The sequence below is a fragment of the Dictyoglomus sp. LHC4 genome (genome assembly GCF_055181355.1).
Genome location: NZ_CM143707.1, coordinates 129,100 through 148,449 on the forward strand (window position 1 = coordinate 129,100; position 19,350 = coordinate 148,449).

A 19,350-nucleotide genomic window follows, 5' to 3' on the forward strand; every position below is an offset into this window, starting at 1 on the left:
TTAAGGCTAAATTATAAGAAAGGAGAAAGAGAGTAAATTATGGGCGTAAAAGTAGTAGTGTATGACGCAGATTATAATAAAGAAGAGTTAAAAGAAAAAATTTTAAAAGCTTTTGATTATTTTAATCTACCCGACTTTAAAGGAAAAAAGCTTCTTATTAAACCTAATCTTCTTATGGCCGTTCCTCCTGAAAAAGCCATTACAACCCATCCAAGTCTAATAGAATCTCTAATAGAAGTATTCAAAGAAAAAGGAGCAAAGGATATATTTGTTGGAGATACTCCTGGAAACACATCCACTAACATGGAGCATATATACAGTATAACAGGGATAAAAGAAGTAGCAGAAAGACAAGGAGTAAATCTCATCAATTTATATACCTATGGAATTATAAACATAAAAAGTGATATTGCAGGTGAAATACCAATAACTAAATTCATAAAAGAAGTAGATTATATAATAAATGTTCCTAAATTGAAAACCCATACTTTTATGTTAATGACATGTGCAATAAAAAACACATTTGGTCTTGTACCCGGCATGAATAAATCAAAAATGCATGCTATTGCAATAAATCCTGAGAAATTTGCCCATGTTTTGGTGGATATATTTAAAGAAGTAAATCCCTTAATAAATATTGTTGACGGAATTATAGGTATGGAAGGAGAAGGACCATCTGCAGGAAATCCAAGAAGGTTTAGAAAACTAATAATAGGTAATGACGCAGTTGCTGTGGACGTAGTTTCAAGTATTATTCTTGGTTATAATCCTCAAGAAATATTTACAAATGTGATTGCTAATAAGAAGGGACTTGGAGAGATAGATATTGATAAAATCGAGATTATTGGTGAAGAAAAAGACAAACTTTATAATCATGATGTGGCAAGAGTTAAAAACTTCTACTCCATAACAAAAAATTTACCATCTTTTATGGATAATATTGCTTCCTTTTTATTTAACAAACTAATAAGACAATATCCTGTTATTGATGATACCAAATGTATAAAATGCAGAATATGCGAGAATGGTTGTCCTAAGAAAGCTATATCATTAATAAATAATAAAATGGTTATAAATTACAGTAAATGTATATCTTGTTTTTGTTGTCATGAACTTTGCCCTCAAAAATCAATTAGACTTGAAAAAAGTTTATTAGCAAAACATATATTTAGATGATAAATTAATCTTCTTCCAAAGATAAAATTTTTCTTCCAAAAATGGAGATAAGAAGTACAAAAATCAAAACCATTATAGTAGATAAAGTATATATAAAACCTAAATTACCCTCTTCAACACCTACAGAGATTCTTAAAGCTTTACCTATATAATAAAGGGGCAAAAATTGAGCAAAAATTTTCAAATAATTAGGTAGAAAATCAAGAGGAAAATACACACCTGAAAAGAAAAGCATTATATTTACAAGTAAGTTCCCTACATTATTTGCAGTTTGTGGCTCTTTAAATAAAGCAGTTATTATAATACCTAATGCCATCATACCAAGAATTGAAGAGAATAAAGAAAATAAAAAGAGACCCCAAATGATTGAAAAGTTAAGATTAAAAATAATTTGGGCTACAAAAAGAACAAGTATACATGATAAAATACTTAAAATAACATTAGCAAATACCATACCTGATACAAATGATAAAGGGCTTATTGGAGTTACTGCAAATCTTTTTAATACCTTTCTTTTCCTATAATATCCAAAAAGAGCAATCATAGTAAATATAGATCCTGAAATAGAAAAGCTTAAAACTCCAGGAATGCTATATCCTAAGCCTGAAATACGAGTTTTACCAGGATCAATAAATTCTTCTTCAACTTTAACAATCCCTTCTCCCATACCTATCTCATGGAGTGCATAAACATTAGGAAAATTTTCTCCAATAGTTCTTAAGAATGGTTTCTGCTGAAAACTTGAAAAGTTGATTATTAAATTAAATTCATTTTTGTCAAATATCACACCCCCATCTATATACCCCTTTAATACCTGAGTCCTTAATTCTTCTTCATTATCTACTAATACAACTTTCATATCTCCTAACTCTTTTAATACTTGAATAAGACCCCTATTCTCTTTGATGACTCCTAAGGAGATATTATATTCTCCAGCACCTGTATTACTTCCACCAAAGACAAATCCAAATACAATTACAAAAATCAAAGGGAGAATAATCGTAAATAGAAAAGTAAAAGTATCTCTATAAAAACTTTTTATCCTATAAAATGCGATATTTATAAAAGCTCTCATGTCAATTCTAGGTCTTTATATTTTTTAATAGTTACTAAAAAAAAGACTAAAGTGTAAACTAAAGGAATCAAAATAGTCAAATAGATAGGGTATGGGGAGGGCATAATACCAAGTGTATCTCTTATACCTGATGCTAAATATGTAATAGGATTAATAATGACAATCCATTTTACAAACCACGGTACATCATTTACAGGAAAGTAAATCCCACCAAGAAATTGTAATGGAAAATTAAGAATCTGCCCTATCACATTAGCTGAATTGGTGTTTTTAGCTACCGCTGATATAAAAAATCCAAAGGTAGAAACGGTAAACATGGTAAGAGATACATAAAAGATAAAATAGAAAGAGAAAAGATTAACAGAACTTTTATAAATCACCTTTACCACAAAAGAGAGAACAAAAACTTGAAGAATAAAGAAATAAAAGCGCGATAGAAAATATGAGAGGAAAAAATTGAGAGGTGAAATTGGAGTCAACTGAAATCTTTTTAATATTTTACCTTCCTTATACCAGGAAAGTTCTTGCCCAATTCCAAACATTCCCGTAAAAAATATAGCAATTATAATCATTCCTGGAAATATGAAATCAACATATGAAAATCCCTTTTTGCTACCTAATATTTCGCTTTTCACCTTATACTCATGAACATTTGACATCCTTTTTACAAATTCTAAATTTATCCTATCTATAATACTTCTCACAACCATACTTGCAGATTGAGAAGAAAGACTATGCCTCAAGGTATAAACTTTAATTGGTGCTGGATTTACATCAGATCCAAACATTCTCATAGTGATATTAGAAAGCACAAGAGAATCAAATCCTTCGGGAATTTCTACTATAAGCTTTGTCTTACCCTTTTTCAAATCTTCAAGCAGTTTTTCTTCCACACTTATATTTTTAAATATCTTTAAATTGAATATTTTTTCTTCTCCTTTACTTAGCTTTTCAAATACGTTGTAAACAATATTTGAAAAATCTCCTGATTCATTTTTTACTAAATAAATATCAAAATTAACTCTCTTTACCTCATATAAAGATGAAAAAATAGTTATAAGAATCATCATTAAGATTGCTGGAAATGCGATACACCAAAAAATATAAGCTTTTTCCCTTATAGCAGATTTAAAAAAATAGATTGAATTTTTAATAATCATCGTTCTTCTCTAAGTTGTCTTCCCGTTAATGTTAAAAATACATCTTCTAAGTTTGGTTGTCTTATAATCTCATTTCTAACCTTTATATCCTTTTCTTTAGCTATTTTTAATAGGTTCTCAATAGCCTCTAAAACATTGTTTGTCTTAATCACAAGACGCTTATTCTTAGAATTAAATACATAATTCAATCCTATCTTATTTAAATCTTCTAAAAAGCTATGATTTTCTTCCACTTCCACCTCAATTACACTTTCCCCTCCTACACTTCTTATTAGATCTTCTGGAGTACCATCTGCTATTATTTTTCCATGATCCATAATACATACCCAATCAGCTAAAAATTCTGCTTCTTCCATATAATGTGTTGTAAGAACTATAGTTTTACCCTTTTTCTTTATATCCAAAAGAAGATCCCATACACTTCTTCTTGCTTGAGGATCAAGGCCAGTTGTTGGTTCATCTAAAAATAAAAGAAGAGGATCATTAATAATAGCAAGTCCTATAGCAAGTCTTTGTCTTTGACCACCCGAAAGTTTCTCCACATAACTTTTCTCTTTTTCTTTTAAACTAACAAAATCAAGTACATCATCTACCCTTAGTCCGCGCTTATAAAAACTTCTAAACATGGAAAGAGTTTCCCTTACAGTAAGATGAGAAATAAGATTAGTCTCCTGTAAAGAAACACCTATTAACTCTTTCTCTTCTCTACCAATTCTATCAACTTGTCTTCCAAATATAGTAATCTTGCCACTATCTGGCGTTCTTAAACCTTCAATTATTTCAAGTGTTGTCGTCTTTCCTGCCCCATTAGGCCCCAAAAGAGTAAAAATAGACCCCTGTTTTATCTTAAAGCTTACACCATCTACCGCTTTAACATTTCCATAACATTTTCTTAGATTTTCGACTTCTACAAGAAATTTATGGTTATTCATAAATATTATAGTAGAATAAACTTAAAAGAAAGTCAATTAAAATTATACATAAAAAGGGAAATTGATATGATTGTTAAAATATTAAAAAACAATATATTGACTTATGTCTCTCAATTATATTAAAATTTCTACTAAATATTTATAAAAGGGAATGGTTAAAATGTTTTTCACTGAGGGAAATATAAAAAGATTTTTTAGTACTATGCATACAATCGTTTTTATTATTATCTTCCTTTTATCATTAATTCCATTAAAGGCAGAAACAAACACTATTCCTGTTGGTAAAAAACCTAATAATGGAAACCCATTAATATCACACAAATTCGGGGCAGACCCAGCTGTTCTTGTACACAATGACAGAGTATACATTTACCTTACTAATGACATCTTGGAATATGATATTAATGGTAATGTAAAAGAAAATTCATATAGTAAAATTAAAAAGATCACTATTATATCATCAGATGATCTTATCAATTGGACTGATCATGGTGAAATTGAGGTGGCCGGATCTAATGGTATTGCTAAATGGGCAATGAATTCTTGGGCTCCTGCAGTAGTATGTAAAAAAATAAATGGTAAAGATAAATTTTTCCTTTATTTTTCAAATAATGCCAGTGGTATTGGTATCTTGACAGCAGAATCGCCAACTGGCCCTTGGATAGATCCTCTTGGAAGGGCTCTTATTTCTTGGTATATCCCCGGAGTAGTAGGAGTCATATGGTTATTTGATCCTGCTGTACTTTTAGATGATGATGGAAAAGCATATATGTATTTTGGTGGGGGAGTCCCAAAGGAAAAAGAAGAAATGCCTAACACAGCAAGAGTAATACAGCTTGGAAATGACATGATAAGTGTTATAGGAGAAGCAAAAGTAATACCAGCTCCCTTTATGTTTGAAGCCTCAGGAATTAATAAAATAAATGGTTTATATTATTACTCCTATTGTACAAATTTTTACACTGGACCAAAGCCTGCAGGAAGCCCTCCCACAGGAGCTATAGTATACATGACAAGTAAAAGCCCTATTGGACCCTGGGAATACCAAGGAGTAATATTGAAAAATCCAGGATATTTCTTTATTGTTGGTGGTAATAATCATCATCAGCTTTTTGAATTTAAAGGTAAATGGTATATCGCATATCATGCTCAGACCCTTGCGTTAGACATGGGAGTTGCAAAAGGCTATAGGTCACCTCATATAAATGAAGTAAAAATTGAAAATAGAAAGATTAAAGAAGTTTTAGCAGATTACAAGGGAGTGCCTCAAATAAAACCCTTTGATCCTTATAAAACTATTGAAGCAGAAACCTTCGCATGGTGTGCAGGAATTTCTACAAAGAAAGAAAATGCAAGCAACAATATGTGTTTAACAGATATAGATAATGGGGATTGGATCGCCATATCAAAAGTCGATTTTGGAAATATACCACCGAAGAAATTTGAAGCCATGGTTTCCAATATCAATGGGAGAAGTTATATAGAACTTAGATTAGACTCTATAGATAGTAAACCAATTTCTATTATAGAGATTACTCCAAAGAATAATAATTCATCAAAATGGATTAAAGTGGAAGCAGATATCAACAACATAACAGGTACTCACGATTTATATTTTGTCTTTAAAGGCGAAAAAGCAGTTAATTTGTTTGATATGGACACTTGGAGATTTGTAAGATAAAAGTAAATTTATAAACATTGGAGGTTAATAAATAATGACTCATATCAAAATTGAAAAAGACAAACAAATAGGAACCTTTCCTGACAATTGGAAATTTTGTGTTGGTAGTGGTCGGATAGGTCTTGCTCTTCAAAAAGAATATATTGATGCTCTATCTTATGTACAACAGCATATTGAATTTAAATATTTAAGAGCCCACGGACTTCTTCATGATGATGTGGGAATATATCGAGAAGACATAGTAGGAGATACTGTTCAACCCTTCTACAATTTTACATATATTGATAGAATTTATGACTCATTTTTGGAACTTGGTATACGTCCTTTTGTAGAAATAGGTTTCATGCCATCAAGACTTGCTTCTGGTACACAAACTATATTTTATTGGAAAGGGAATGTTACTCCTCCCAGTGATTATAATAAATGGGAAAAACTTATTAAAGCAGTAGTTAAACATTTTATAGATAGATATGGTGAAAAAGAGGTATCAAAGTGGCCCTTTGAAATATGGAACGAGCCCAATTTAAGTGGATTCTGGAAAGATGCTAATCAAGCTGAATATTTCAAATTATACGAGGTTACAGTAAAAGCTATTAAAGAGGTAGATGAAAATATAAAAGTTGGTGGACCAGCTATCTGTGGAGGTGGAGAACACTGGATAGATGACTTTCTAAATTTCTGCTATAAAAATAATGTACCAGTAGACTTTGTGACACGCCATTCATATACAGCAAAAACTCCAGAATATACACCACACTTTGCATATCATGATGTAAATCCTATTGAGTATATGATAAGGGAATTTAGAGAAGTAAGAAATCAAGTAAAAAATTCACCTTTTCCTAATTTACCCATTCATATAACGGAATACAATAGTTCTTATAATCCATTATGCCCTATACATGATACTCCCTTTAATGCTGCATACCTCGCGAGAGTTTTAAGTGAAGGTGGGGATTATGTGGATTCCTTCTCTTACTGGACATTTAGTGATGTCTTTGAAGAAGCAGATGTACCAAGATCAATTTTCCATGGTGGTTTTGGGCTTGTTGCATTTAATAATATTCCTAAACCTGTATTCCATATGTTTACATTTTTCAATGCAATGGGCAAAAAGATGTTATATAGAGATGAACATATTTTAGTAACTCAAAGAGAAAATGGCTCTATTGCTATCGTTACATGGAATGAAGTAATGAGTAGATATGCAGAACAAGAAAGAGAATATAGATTGGACATACCAGTAGACTTTGAAGACGTATTTGTAAAGCAAAAATTAATAGATGAGAATCATGGCAATCCATGGAAGACATGGATCGATATGGGTAGACCAAGATTTCCATCAAAGGAACAAATAAAAACCTTGAAAGAAGTAGCTCAACCTTACATTACTACATGGAGAATAAAGGCAAAAAATGGATACATAACACTTAATATAAAACTTGGGAAAAATGCAGTAGCCTTATATGAATTGTCAAAGATTAAAGATGAGACGCCTACATATATAGGACTTGATGATAGCAAGATACCAGGTTACTAATGGATATAGAGCCCTAAGAAAAAGTATTCCTAAAATATATATATATGGCATGTAGTAAAGAAGATTTTCTTCTTGAAGAAAATAGAAATCTTTATAACTTCTTAAAACAAGAAGGAATAGATGTAACCTATGTAGAAGATGAAGGTACTCACGATTGGCATTTCTAGAACAAATACATTTTTTAAAATAATTTTACATTTTTACAAACTTTTTTATTAAGTCTATCTCTTCTCTGGTTAGCTCTCTGTATTCGCCAAGGGCAAGATCTTCATCAAGCCTCAAAGGTCCTATTCTTACTCTTTTTAAATATATAACCTCATGTTTTAACTCAGATATTATATTTTTTAATTATGCGATATTTCCCCTCCGTTATAGTAATAAGTATTTCCGATTCTTCTGAAGAAGTTTTTAAAACTTCCACTTTGAAAGGTTTTGTTTTATACTTCTCCTTTTTTAAATATATTCCTTCTTTAAATATATTCCTTCCTTTTCATATCTTGAAAAATCCATATCTGATGCATCTCCCTCAACAATTACAAAGTATTCTTTTTCTATATTCCACTTAGGATGGGTAATTCTATGAGCCAGCTGTCCATCTGAAGTTATTATAAGAAGTCCTTCTGTATCAATATCAAGTCTTACTATAGGAAATAACTTATCAACTATCGGCTCAGAAGAAAATAGATCCATAACTGTTGGATTGTTTTCGTCATAGGTTGCAGTAATATATCCCTTGGGTTTATTAAGCATAAAGTAAAAATTTTCTTTATACTCTATCTCTTCATCTTCTATCTTTACAATATCCTTATTGGGATCAATGTGGTAAGAAGGATTTTCTATAATCTTTCCATTCACTTTAACAATTTCTGATTTTATGAGTTTCTGCACTTCTTTTCTACTTCCGAAACCTTGATTTACAAGAAATTTATCAAGTCTCATTCTTTCTTCTCCACAAAGGGGAAGAGAGAATGAACTTTCTTCCCCTAAAATTTTTAAAACACAAGATGATAAACAGTTAATTGAGGTATCTTTAATTCAAAATAGTTATTTTCAATATTTTCAATAGTACCTATTTTCTTAATTTCAGGAGATCTATAATCAAATCCATAAATAGTACAAGATGTATATGGATTATTTCCCTGAATCTTTATCTTAGCAATTCCTTCTTTATCCAAAGTTCTATTTATTAAAATAATATGCAATTTGTTTTTATTGTCTTTACAAATAGAAGCATATACTGGCATTTTTTCCACATCCGAAGTATCTGCTTTTACACATATATCCCCATATTTTGATCCCTTTCCATCATAGTTTAGATAGATGTTATAAGCAGAAGCAGCGTAGGTACCACTATCTGCCCATCTTGTAGCAAGATAAACACCATATTTACCAAAAATACCAAGTACATCCACAAGAGCAATTCCACCCGAAATATGATCTTTTCCACCATAATCAAATTCTGTAATAGCAAGCTTTGTTTCTGGATAATAAGTGTTTATATCCTCCTTTATCCTTGGAATGAGAGGAAGAAACTCAGGAAACCATTGATTAATCCAGCTATTCTCACCAGAAGTTATCTGCCCTTTCACAGAAGTTTTATAAGTGGGATCCCAGAGAGTTCTTGGAGCTTGCATCCTTGCTATAGATATATCTGCATCAGTTGCATTTTCACCATCAAAACATATTCTAACTCCCGAAGAAGATCTTGCCTCTGGATACCAATGAATAGACAAGACATCAAGAAGTCTCTTTCCGTATTGCTCAGAAGCCTCTCTCATTTTCTGCAGATAATAGCTTATAAACCATTTATGATTGCCTTTCACATCGTTCCAGTCTGGCGCATCTTGTAAACTATAAAATCCCATAAAGCCATAAGATTCATAACCAAAAACCAAAGCCTTTGGATCCATTTCTTTTACTACCTTTGCAAGCTCAATTGATTTTGTAATAAGCTCATTACATGTTACTTTTTGGGGATGAATCCTTGGATGAGTGGTATTCCAAAGATCTGGTTCATTGTCCAAAAGATATCCTTTTATACCTGTTTGGGAATCTGAATTTCCATATTTTGTTATAAGAAAATTTAGAAGCTCATCCATATAAACAGAATTATCATTAGTATCAGGATTTAAAGAAAGATTCGAGCCTTTTCTAAATATCACTTCAGCCCACCTTGAAGATGGTGCTGTCTCCTCTTCTGATACAGAACCATTAGCATCTTTTGCTACATATCCTGCCATCTGAAGAGTAATAAGACTTATTGCTCCCATATCTACGGACTTATCATGAAACTTAGTAAGTACTATGGCAGGCTTATTATAGTCACTTTGAGGAATCCCCATATGCCATGGTAAGTAATAATCACTACTATGATACCAGTCAGATCCAGCATTAGACATGTTAGTTTCCCAATTATATCCTGTGAGCCTATTTCCACCTATTCTTCTTGCAGTATGCTTAACCCCTTCTATATCCTGGTTTGCCCCATATATGTACGGACTTATTTCACCTATCTCCTGACTGGAATCTATAGTTATGTTACATTCAAAACTTCCCGTTGGCAAAATTATACCATCGTTAGAAGATGGTTTTTTTGCACAACCTGTAATAAAAAGAAGTAGAAGGATAATAAGGATTACTTTTAAATACTCCATATCCTATGTCCTCCTTTTTTAAAAGTAATACCTAAATCCTATTGCTCCATCCACATCTAAATTTGTTGCTGGTACAAGATTAAGGGTAGGTACTATCTCAAAAAAGAAATCTAAGGTTGTTCCTTTTGGTATAAAAACTATTCCTAAGGGAACTCTCACCCCTAAATTTGTATTATCCTTTGCAAGTATTCTTAATCCTATACCATAATAAAAAGGCATAGTACCTGATGTGGGTTTAAATATTCCATAATTATGGGTTACATAATCGGCTGAGATATGTAATATATTGGCATCTATACTCCAAGCAATACCAAAATCAAAAGCATTTACCTTATTTTGCCAAAGTCTCAAAGAGATTCCTGTTGGCTCACCAGCAATTATACCTACCCCAAAATTTCCTGCATAAGTCATTGAAAACAAGAAAATTAGTGTTAAAACAAATAAGATTAACCTTCTCACTATAACACCTCCCAAATTATATGAGATATATATTTAATGCCATTTATTATATCATACAGAAATGAGGTTCTTTAAATATTATTCTGTCTGTTCCTTTATTACAATTGCTGGTGAAATCTTTCCTATTCTTCTTCTACTTAAATATTTAGATAGTATAAAAGCGCCAAAAAGAATAATAAAAGTTAGCCCCATATCCTTAAATCCTGCATACATCTTCAATGAGAAGTCAAGGTCTCTCAAAGCCACATTAATTATATACTTAATGAACGAACTATATAAAGGAATGCCTATTAAAAATCCAATAAGAAAAGAAATATTATTAAATCCTAAAAACATGGTACTTAATTCTCCATCTCTAAAACCAAGTATCTTAAATATACTTAATGCCTTCCTATTTTCAGTAATAATAAGGGAAGAAAGTATAAAGATGATAATAAAGGCCATAAAGAAAGACACAATGTACATCATCTGCAATATCTGGTTCACACTTTCAGTAGAATCCTCAAAGGCTTTTATCAAATCTGATTTGCTCATGAATACAATTAATTCTTCCTTAGGGATATTTAATTTATCGATGGAATATAGCCCAATAAAAGCTCCATCTTCTAATCCAAAGATTTTATTAAATTCTTCAAGATTCATATAACCAGTATTTCCTACAAAAAGATCTACTATTTTTGAAATTTTAAGAGAATATCTTTTCCCATCAATTGTATTTATTACATTTATCACATCACCTTCTTTTAAATTTAGCTTATCAGCAAGGGCTTGTGAAATAACAAATCCTTCTAAATCTACCCTATTTCTCTTGTTATCTTTTAACACAATTAGTTGGGATTTCTTCTCTATTCCGTAAATTGTAATCCTTGTTTTTGTCCCTTCCTTATAAAAGGATAGCATATTGAATTTTTCAGAATTAGGATATCTATGATCTTTCTGATAGAAATTAAAAATATACATATAGTTATACTTGAAGGTATTTTGGAAAGTATCATAAACAAGATCCGAGAGAGATGATCCTGCAGTGATACCATACATTAATATAAGGGTCGAAAAGGCAACCCCAAAAATAACTACCATCTCCCTTGAGGGATGTAATAGAGTATGCTTTATCATTATTCTTAGTTTAAAAGATAATTTATCCAAAAAGCCAAAACTCATACGAAATCTTACTCTAAATGCTTTTTCTGTCTCTCCTTTTATTATCTCAACTACCCTTTTCTTTAAAAGATCTCTTATAGCTAAATACCCAGAAAGCCCCATAAAAATAACAGGAAGAAATATGCCCACAAAAAGATCTTTTAGAGGAAAGATCTTTTCTATAATTGGTACACTAATAAAGGATACATAAAATTTAACAAAATTATCTGAGTAAATATACCCTAATATTCCGCCTGGTAAAGCCCCAAAAAGCCATATAAAAAAAGGGAATAACATATATAACTTAGTAATTTCACCTTTACTATATCCAAGAGCATAAAGAGTACCTATCTCCTTATGCATAGAAGTAATTAATCTTCTCAAAACAATAAAAAGCAAAAAAGAAGATATTAAAAGAATAGTAAGAGCCATAACATAGGAAATAGGTTTTCCACTTTCTACCTTTTTCTCAGTAACAATAATTCTCCAATTTTCATCCTTTTCCTGAAAAGAGAGTAAATTATATTTTGAATTTATATCTGCCTTGAAAGAATCTATATCATTGATTTTACCTCTTACCATGTAATATCTATAAGCTACGCTGGAAATAAATTTTTTCATATCTTCCATATTCATTATTCCAACACCAAAATGAGACGGATCTGGTAAAATATCAGTTTCATTTTTCGTAATATAGATATAATCAGGGAGAGCCACATATCCAGAAATCTTAAAAGGTATTCCATTTATATTTACAGTATCCCCAATCTTCAAATTGTTATTTTGAGAAAAATTGGGATCAATAGCTACCTCTCCTAAACTTGGCATTTTACCTTCCAATATTAATGGATTATTTACCTTCTCAGTAATATTGAAGAATCTAATAGTTTTATCCTCATAATTGTAATCAAATGTAAACTTCTCTTCTATCTCCACATTATATTTTTTCTCAATACCTTCTATATCAATAGGGAATAAAGTAATAAAATGAAAATTTTCCTGTTTATATCTCTCAACAAAATTTTTGTAATTGATGTCTACATTTGTCATAGTTATGCTAAAAATGTTGTAGACAAAAGAGGCAAGAAAAACTAAAAGAATTATCCCTACAAAATGGGACTTATCTCTCCATATTATCCTTAATGGTATTTTATTAAGCATTACCAAACCACCTCCTTAGCAGATAGAGGAGATGGATTATCAATAAATTCAGTAAGCTCTCCGCTTCTTAATTTAATAATTTTGTGAGACATCTGAGCTATAGCGGTATTATGCGTGGCTATAATGATGGTAGTTCCATACTTTTTGTTAATATCTTCTAAAAGCTTCAAAACTTTCTTTGCATTTTCAAAATCAAGGGCTCCTGTAGGCTCATCACACAATATAATTTCCGGATTTTTTACTACAGCCCTTGCTATAGCAACCCTTTGTTGTTCTCCTCCTGATATTTCAAAAGGATATTTATCTCTATGTTCCCACATTTCCACTATCTCTAAAACTTCCTTAGGATCTAATCCATCTTCAGAAAGATACTTAGCAGAGAGTACATTTTCATAAACAGTAAGGGAATTTACAAGATTATAAAATTGAAAAACAAAGCCCAGTTTTCTTCTTCTATAATTTGTTAATGTCTTATCATCATATTTTGTTATATCTTCATCATCTACAATAATTTTCCCTTCATCAGGCTTATCTATCCCCCCAATTATGTTCAAAAAAGTAGTTTTTCCAGATCCTGAAGGACCAAGTATCACATAAAATTTACCTCTCTCTAATGACATACTAATGTCCTTAAGAGCATTTACTTTAAACCTTCCAACTTGGTAGACCTTAGAAACTTTTTCTACTTGAATAAACATTAAAAACCCTCCCCAAAAATCAAATTAAATTCTTTAAGTACAATTGTGACTCTTCAGTCATAAATTGTCAAGATACTTTTATCTTTTCTCTATCCCCTCTTTTAAAAGTTTAAGGTAATCATTTTCTATTTTTTTAACATAGTCCTTTGGAAGATCATATACATTTAATCCCCTCGATTTAGCCCTCTCAATAAAAAATCTTTTTAACCCCCATGATGAAGACTCAATAAAAATTAAAATTAATTCAGGAGAAATATCCCCTCTAATCAATCCTACCTTTTGATTTTTTACAATCAATTCGTAAAGAAAAGATTTAGTTTTAGTTTTTAAAAATTCTTGTATCTCTTCCTTGTACGGTGAGTCATCATAAAAAGCAGTTTTTTCAAGAAGCATGTATTCATAAGGATGTTCTTTAAGAAATTTCCAAGCATCATCAAAAGATCTTTCCACATATTCAAAAAGACTAATCTTTTCAAAATCATAGATGTTTACAACTTCTAACAACCTTCTTGTCGATTCTTCTATAACATAAAAATACATATCTTTTTTATTCTCAAAATATTGATACATACTTCCCTTTGCCACTTTACATTCTCTTGCCACATCTTCAATGTCTACCTTACTATAAGGCCTTGTGGCAAAATATTTTATAAGTGTGTCTGTTATTTTCTTTCTTTTTTCTTCAGGCAAATTAAAAAAAATCTTCCTTGGCACTACCTTTTCTCCCTATTTTTTAAAACTGCCTAAAATATCAAATTTTTACTTTACAGGAAGATAATTTATCTGTGATCCTACTACAATTTTTCCCTTTTCAATCATTAATACCGGTATAGTCTCTATCTTAATCATTTTAATACTGCCATCAGGCATACTCACTAAAACCATTGATTCAAAAGGTTTTGGGCCTGGGAAAGAGAAGGCAATTTGATAGATCTTAGATATATCAACCTCTCCTACTCTAACCTCCTTCCCAAGAATACTAAAAGCTACCACAAAAGCTACTCTTTCTACTTTAATATGAATCTTATTTTCATTTGCTAAATACTTTACCGAAACAACACCATAGGCAGGCGTAGTATAACTCACAGAAGGAAACTTTATAGATACGGAAACATCAGCCTCAAATCTTGCCTTGTTGTCATCTAAAATTATTCTTGGATTTTTAACAATCCAGGTATACTCCCTTTTAATCCCAGAAACATTAAAGCTCTCAGTTCTTTTTATCTCTCCAATTGCAGACAAAAATTTATTTAGAGTTTCTTGAGATATAACTATACTTGTATCAGCCTCATTCTGAGAAAAGGAGAAAACAGAGATCAAAGTAAGTATAAATATAGATAGTAAAATTATTTTTAAACTTTTCATTTTATTCCAACTCCTCTATTCTTCCTTGTCAACCCCATGATTGTATGCATATTCAAGGGCTTCTATCTGCATATTCTTCAATAAATCTTTGTAATAACCTCCTTTATTCTGCAAATCTTCTACCCTTTCAATAACATCCATGGCTATGCTATAACGATCTATCTGGTTCAATATAGCAAGTTGAAGGGGTGTGGTTATACCTCCTCTTCCTTTTAAGAAAGGTGCAAGATATCCAGCATCTATTCCTATTTTTCTGTTTTCCCTATATCCTCTCACATGAATATTTCTATGATTATTTCTCCTATAGGTTAACCTATGTATAAGCCATGGATAACCATGGAAGTTAAATATTATAGGTTTATCTTTTGTAAAGTAAGAATCAAACTCTTTATCTGTTAATCCATCTGGATGCTCTGTATTAGGTGTAAGAGTAAAAAGATTTACCACATTTACAAATCTTATCCTTAGATAAGGGAAAAATTCCTTCAAAAGTTTAACCGCATAGATAGCCTCTTTAGTTGGGATATCCCCACAACTTGCAACCACCACATGAGGATCTTCTTCTGGATGATTACTTGCAAAATCCCATATTCCAATACCTTTCATAGCATGTTTAAAGGCATCATCCATAGAAAGATATTGAGGATGTTTCTGTTTATCTATGACTATAATATTTATTCTATTAGTGGTTTGGAAACAATGCCATACAGTACAAAGTAATGTGTTGGCATCTGGGGGGAAGTATACTCTTACCACATTGGGCCACTTGTCCACAATAGATGTTATGAAACCAGGATCTTGGTGAGTAAAACCATTATGATCTTGCCTCCAAACTACAGAGGTTAATAATAGATTCAATGAAGATATAGGAGCTCTCCAAGGTACATCGGAAGAGATATCAAGCCATTTTCCAAATTGATTTACCATGGAGGAGATTATGGGGGCAAATCCCTCATATGTATTTAAAAATCCGTGTCTTCCAGTAAGAAGATACCCTTCAAGCCATCCCTCCAAGGTATGTTCTGAAAGCATCTCCATAGTTCTTCCAGAGGGTGTAAGATATCCTTCATCCTCGTCTTCAGGAAGAATCTTCCCCATAAAAACCTTTCCATATTCAAATACTGCATCTAATCTATTAGATTTTGTTTCGTCAGGTCCAAAGACTCTAAAATTATCTGGATTCAATCTTATAACTTCCTTTAAAAACACACCCAAAGGACGTGTATTTTCTGCCTTATCCTCAAAGGGTTTATTCAGCTCCTCTGCATAATCCTTAAGATTGGGAAGTTTTAATTCTTTTCTCAATAATCCACCATTAGCATATGGGTTAGCACTCATTCTTCTCTCTCCAGATGGGGCTATCTCCCTTAAATCTTCCCTAAGCTTACCATCAGGAGTAAATAATTTTTCAGGTTCATAACTCCTCAGCCAAGCCTCCAAAACCTTCAAACTTTCAGGATTTTCCTTTGCATCAGAAAAAGGAACTTGATGAGCTCTCCAATATCCCTCAATATAGTGATTTCCAACCTTTCTTGGAGCTGTCCAACCCTTTGGAGTCTTTAAAATAATCATAGGCCAGTAAGGTCTAAATGGCTTATTCTGAGATCTGGCTGTATCCCATATATTCAAGATTTTTTCTATACAAGAATCCATAGTCTTTGCCATCTTATCATGTACTTCAATAGAATCTTCTCCTTCCACAAGATATGGTTCATATCCATATCCTTTAAAAAGATTTAAAAGCTCTTCATTATCTATTCTCGCCAAAATAGTAGGATTATTTATCTTATATCCATTAAGAAGTAATACTGGGAGCACTGCTCCATCCTTAACAGGATTTAAAAATTTATTTGAATGCCAACTGGTGGCGAGAGGTCCGGTTTCTGCCTCACCATCACCTACTACAGTAATGGCAATAAGATCTTTATGATCAAAAACAGCGCCATAAGCATGAGATAAGCTATAACCAAGCTCTCCACCCTCTTGAATAGAGCCAGGAAGTTCTGGAGTACAATGGCTACCAAGACCTCCCGGAAATGAAAAGGCTTTAAAAAGATTTTTCATTCCCTCCTCATCTTGACTAAACTGAGAATAAAGTTCACTTATAGTTCCCTCTAAATATGCTGGTGCTATAACACCTGGTGCTCCATGCCCAGGACCTGCAATAAATATACAATTAAGATCATATTTTTTTATTACCCTATTACCGTGAACATATACAAAGGAAAGCCCAGGACTTGCCCCCCAATGTCCAAGTATCCTCTCCTTTATATGTTCAGGTTTTAATGCTTCTTTTAAAAGAGGATTATCCCGAAGATAAATCATTCCAGCTGAAATATAACAGCAAGCTCTCCAATACTCATTTAACTTTTCAATCATAATATTATCAACTCCTTTCTTAAATTTTTAATCTGCACCGCCACCACCTCCACCTCCCCCTCCGCCTCCACCCCCAGAAGAGGAGGAAGATGTAGAGGAAGCCACACTACTTGAAAAAGCATTACTAAAGGCTTCAAGGGATGAACTGAAGCTTTGAATAGAATCTGATAAACTCATTATACTTCCTGCATAAGCGGGAGCATACCATGTTATTTGATCTATAGGTACATTTAACATTTGCATTGCCTTCAATACCTGCTTAGCAACTCCTAACACAGTACCATAAACCAAATACTTCTCCCAAAGAACTAAAGAAGATGGCGGTCTTTCAGAGATAAGAGAAAAATCCTGGAGATATCTCTTAAAAGCTTTCCACCTTAAAGCGAGTAATTTCCCTTCAGGAGAGTATCTTTGAGCTGAATGCATAAAAATAAGAGAAATAACAATGTTTATTCCTGCTACAAACATTAATAGAAGTACACTCCAAGAGCGTAGTATAAAGGCCAATATCCCAAAAAAAACCTCTAATACAACCCACAAAACCATTAAATATAACAATTTTGTTTTTCCCTCATCAATTATCCATTTCTTCTCTTGAAAGACTACTTTTTCCACTTTCTTATCAAAATCATTTTTGAAACTAATTAGATTTTTTTTCTTTAAATCAGATATGTAAAATTCTTTACCAAACTCCTTAAATTTATTTAAAAGAAGTTTTAATTCTCCAGAAAGATCTTTCTCTACTTCTTTATCCATTATTATAATCTTGTAATCTCTATGCTTTATACCTAAAAATCCCTCTTTAATCTCCTCTTGGAATTTGAGATATCCTCTTCTTGCCAGTTCAAGAGTTGAAGCCACAATAGAATTAGGTGAAAGATTAGATGCCTGATTTAAAAGAGCATCCACCCATGCTGGAGGAACATCGGAGGGTGGTTCTTGTTCATAATCCCTTTCATATTGTACTTTTGGTTCTCTTCCATACTTAAAGTATATACGAAGAGGTAAAATAAAACCAAGAATTAAAAGTATTACTGACAATACACCAAAGACAATCGTTAAAATAGATTGTATAAGCTGTTTTCTTTCCTCTTCCTTTTGCCACCTTTCCTCTTCTTTAAGAATTAAATCTTTACCATTTTTAGCTATCAATTCTACTTTAAAAGGATCCAAATTTATCAAATAACTAACTGGAAATACTACTCTTACCTCTACCCATTGATGGGGTGGTATATTTCCGGCATATGCAATTATACCTTTGTAGTCTTTTCTAATTCCTATTTCTCCCTCTATCTTGGGATGGAGCCAATATTTTACATCATTTTTTGATTTAATCTCAGAAGATAAATTAACCTCTACCCACAAAGCTGGAAGCCTTAAATCCCAGTCCTCTCCCCATACTTTCCAATAAAACTCAGCCACATCATTATAGACTTTTAATGCATTAATCAATTTATAACTAACTACAAAAGTTTTTTTAGTATAATTTGCCCTATAAAACCAGCTAATCTTATATTCTTTGCTATTCTCAACTATATCAAAAGTACCTGAAATCCTCTCTGATGTTTCAGGATGATAGGTATAATTCTTTAGAGATCCCCCAACTATCTCACCTACGGATACATCTTTTAAACCATATTTCCCTTTTGGAATTGTAAGCCATGCTCTTGAGAAAGACCCTGAAAACTCATAGGTTAATTGATTTTTAACATCTATCTCTCCACTTGGCAAAATATTGTAATATACTCTTGCTTCCTCTATCCTATATTCTTTTCCATAAGCTATAGTAAAAAACAGGAGAAAGATAAAAAAGAACCTTAAAAATTTATTCATATTCCCTCCTAATATTAAACTTTAGGATAATTATAACATTAAACACATAAAATCTATCTTCCTTTCATTAAATATTCCCTTCAAGAAAGAGGAATAT

16 protein-coding genes are annotated in these 19,350 nt (G+C 31.8%); 4 read left to right on the plus strand and 12 right to left on the minus strand.

Annotated elements, in window-relative coordinates:
• The first annotated feature begins 39 nt into the window (after window positions 1-39).
• Window positions 40-1,176, plus strand: coding sequence for a DUF362 domain-containing protein (locus ACY3JO_RS00640; RefSeq protein WP_463084890.1), 1,137 nt, complete (start codon window positions 40-42; stop codon window positions 1,174-1,176).
• A gap of 4 nt (window positions 1,177-1,180) precedes the next feature.
• On the opposite strand, the gene ACY3JO_RS00645 is transcribed toward ACY3JO_RS00640, so the two are convergent.
• Genes ACY3JO_RS00645 through ACY3JO_RS00655 form a run of 3 tightly spaced genes read right to left on the minus strand, consistent with a single transcriptional unit; the run spans window position 1,181 to window position 4,343 of the window.
• On the minus strand, window positions 1,181-2,251 hold the full coding sequence (locus tag ACY3JO_RS00645) for an ABC transporter permease (RefSeq protein WP_463084891.1): 1,071 nt from the start codon (window positions 2,249-2,251) through the stop codon (window positions 1,181-1,183).
• Window positions 2,248-3,411 (minus strand): ABC transporter permease, encoded by a 1,164-nt coding sequence (locus tag ACY3JO_RS00650; RefSeq protein ID WP_463084892.1) that lies wholly within the window; start codon window positions 3,409-3,411, stop codon window positions 2,248-2,250. Before ACY3JO_RS00650 ends, ACY3JO_RS00645 begins: the two co-directional genes overlap by 4 nt.
• Window positions 3,408-4,343, minus strand: coding sequence for an ABC transporter ATP-binding protein (locus tag ACY3JO_RS00655; protein WP_463084893.1), 936 nt, complete (start codon window positions 4,341-4,343; stop codon window positions 3,408-3,410). The genes ACY3JO_RS00650 and ACY3JO_RS00655 overlap by 4 nt, the downstream gene beginning before the upstream one ends.
• Before the next feature lie 160 nt (window positions 4,344-4,503).
• Between ACY3JO_RS00655 and ACY3JO_RS00660 the strand changes: the two genes are divergently transcribed.
• The 3 genes from ACY3JO_RS00660 to ACY3JO_RS00670 are packed head-to-tail and all read left to right on the plus strand — an operon-like array spanning window position 4,504 to window position 7,731.
• On the plus strand, window positions 4,504-6,024 hold the full coding sequence (locus tag ACY3JO_RS00660; RefSeq protein WP_463084894.1) for a glycoside hydrolase family 43 protein: 1,521 nt from the start codon (window positions 4,504-4,506) through the stop codon (window positions 6,022-6,024).
• A 34-nt stretch (window positions 6,025-6,058) separates the two neighbouring features.
• Complete coding sequence (locus tag ACY3JO_RS00665) at window positions 6,059-7,564, plus strand: GH39 family glycosyl hydrolase (RefSeq protein WP_463084895.1); 1,506 nt, start codon at window positions 6,059-6,061, stop codon at window positions 7,562-7,564.
• 44 nt (window positions 7,565-7,608) lie between these two features.
• Window positions 7,609-7,731 carry a hypothetical protein gene (locus ACY3JO_RS00670; protein ID WP_463084896.1) on the plus strand — a complete coding sequence of 41 codons (123 nt, stop codon included), beginning with the start codon at window positions 7,609-7,611 and terminating at the stop codon, window positions 7,729-7,731.
• Between the two features lie 286 nt (window positions 7,732-8,017).
• Here ACY3JO_RS00670 and ACY3JO_RS00675 read toward each other — a convergent pair whose 3' ends face one another.
• The 9 genes from ACY3JO_RS00675 to ACY3JO_RS00715 all read right to left on the minus strand — a co-directional run bounded on the left by ACY3JO_RS00675 (window position 8,018) and on the right by ACY3JO_RS00715 (window position 19,253).
• Window positions 8,018-8,503: a pseudouridine synthase gene (locus ACY3JO_RS00675; RefSeq protein ID WP_463084897.1), complete on the minus strand. Its 486-nt coding sequence runs from the start codon at window positions 8,501-8,503 to the stop codon at window positions 8,018-8,020.
• A gap of 53 nt (window positions 8,504-8,556) precedes the next feature.
• Window positions 8,557-10,218 (minus strand): glycoside hydrolase family 44 protein, encoded by a 1,662-nt coding sequence (locus ACY3JO_RS00680; RefSeq protein WP_463084898.1) that lies wholly within the window; start codon window positions 10,216-10,218, stop codon window positions 8,557-8,559.
• An 18-nt stretch (window positions 10,219-10,236) separates the two neighbouring features.
• Window positions 10,237-10,677 carry a hypothetical protein gene (locus ACY3JO_RS00685; RefSeq protein ID WP_463084899.1) on the minus strand — a complete coding sequence of 147 codons (441 nt, stop codon included), beginning with the start codon at window positions 10,675-10,677 and terminating at the stop codon, window positions 10,237-10,239.
• Between the two features lie 78 nt (window positions 10,678-10,755).
• Window positions 10,756-12,978: an ABC transporter permease gene (locus ACY3JO_RS00690; protein WP_463084900.1), complete on the minus strand. Its 2,223-nt coding sequence runs from the start codon at window positions 12,976-12,978 to the stop codon at window positions 10,756-10,758.
• Entirely contained in the window at window positions 12,978-13,676 is a 699-nt protein-coding gene (locus ACY3JO_RS00695; RefSeq protein WP_463084901.1) for an ABC transporter ATP-binding protein, read from the minus strand. The genes ACY3JO_RS00690 and ACY3JO_RS00695 overlap by 1 nt, the downstream gene beginning before the upstream one ends.
• A 78-nt stretch (window positions 13,677-13,754) precedes the next feature.
• The gene (locus tag ACY3JO_RS00700; RefSeq protein ID WP_463084902.1) at window positions 13,755-14,390 is read right to left on the minus strand and encodes a TetR/AcrR family transcriptional regulator; all 636 of its coding nucleotides are present in this window, start codon (window positions 14,388-14,390) and stop codon (window positions 13,755-13,757) included.
• A gap of 45 nt (window positions 14,391-14,435) precedes the next feature.
• Complete coding sequence (locus ACY3JO_RS00705) at window positions 14,436-15,041, minus strand: hypothetical protein (protein ID WP_463084903.1); 606 nt, start codon at window positions 15,039-15,041, stop codon at window positions 14,436-14,438.
• A gap of 15 nt (window positions 15,042-15,056) precedes the next feature.
• Window positions 15,057-17,420 (minus strand): phosphoketolase family protein, encoded by a 2,364-nt coding sequence (locus ACY3JO_RS00710; RefSeq protein WP_463084904.1) that lies wholly within the window; start codon window positions 17,418-17,420, stop codon window positions 15,057-15,059.
• A 27-nt stretch (window positions 17,421-17,447) separates the two neighbouring features.
• Window positions 17,448-19,253, minus strand: a complete 1,806-nt coding sequence (locus ACY3JO_RS00715; protein WP_463084905.1) for a DUF2207 family protein — start codon at window positions 19,251-19,253, stop codon at window positions 17,448-17,450.
• Window positions 19,254-19,350 lie beyond the last annotated feature (97 nt).

Excerpts from the sequence above, each read along its gene's own strand:
- ACY3JO_RS00680 (WP_463084898.1), bottom strand. The coding sequence starts at position 10,218 with ATGGAGTATTTAAAAGTAATCCTTATTATCCTTCTACTTCTTTTTATT.
- ACY3JO_RS00695 (WP_463084901.1), bottom strand. The coding sequence starts at position 13,676 with ATGTTTATTCAAGTAGAAAAAGTTTCTAAGGTCTACCAAGTTGGAAGG.
- ACY3JO_RS00675 (WP_463084897.1), bottom strand. The coding sequence starts at position 8,503 with ATGAGACTTGATAAATTTCTTGTAAATCAAGGTTTCGGAAGTAGAAAA.
- ACY3JO_RS00650 (WP_463084892.1), bottom strand. The coding sequence starts at position 3,411 with ATGATTATTAAAAATTCAATCTATTTTTTTAAATCTGCTATAAGGGAA.
- ACY3JO_RS00655 (WP_463084893.1), bottom strand. The coding sequence starts at position 4,343 with ATGAATAACCATAAATTTCTTGTAGAAGTCGAAAATCTAAGAAAATGT.
- ACY3JO_RS00670 (WP_463084896.1), top strand. The coding sequence starts at position 7,609 with ATGGCATGTAGTAAAGAAGATTTTCTTCTTGAAGAAAATAGAAATCTT.
- ACY3JO_RS00660 (WP_463084894.1), top strand. The coding sequence starts at position 4,504 with ATGTTTTTCACTGAGGGAAATATAAAAAGATTTTTTAGTACTATGCAT.
- ACY3JO_RS00645 (WP_463084891.1), bottom strand. The coding sequence starts at position 2,251 with ATGAGAGCTTTTATAAATATCGCATTTTATAGGATAAAAAGTTTTTAT.
- ACY3JO_RS00690 (WP_463084900.1), bottom strand. The coding sequence starts at position 12,978 with ATGCTTAATAAAATACCATTAAGGATAATATGGAGAGATAAGTCCCAT.
- ACY3JO_RS00710 (WP_463084904.1), bottom strand. The coding sequence starts at position 17,420 with ATGATTGAAAAGTTAAATGAGTATTGGAGAGCTTGCTGTTATATTTCA.
- ACY3JO_RS00640 (WP_463084890.1), top strand. The coding sequence starts at position 40 with ATGGGCGTAAAAGTAGTAGTGTATGACGCAGATTATAATAAAGAAGAG.
- ACY3JO_RS00715 (WP_463084905.1), bottom strand. The coding sequence starts at position 19,253 with ATGAATAAATTTTTAAGGTTCTTTTTTATCTTTCTCCTGTTTTTTACT.
- ACY3JO_RS00665 (WP_463084895.1), top strand. The coding sequence starts at position 6,059 with ATGACTCATATCAAAATTGAAAAAGACAAACAAATAGGAACCTTTCCT.
- ACY3JO_RS00705 (WP_463084903.1), bottom strand. The coding sequence starts at position 15,041 with ATGAAAAGTTTAAAAATAATTTTACTATCTATATTTATACTTACTTTG.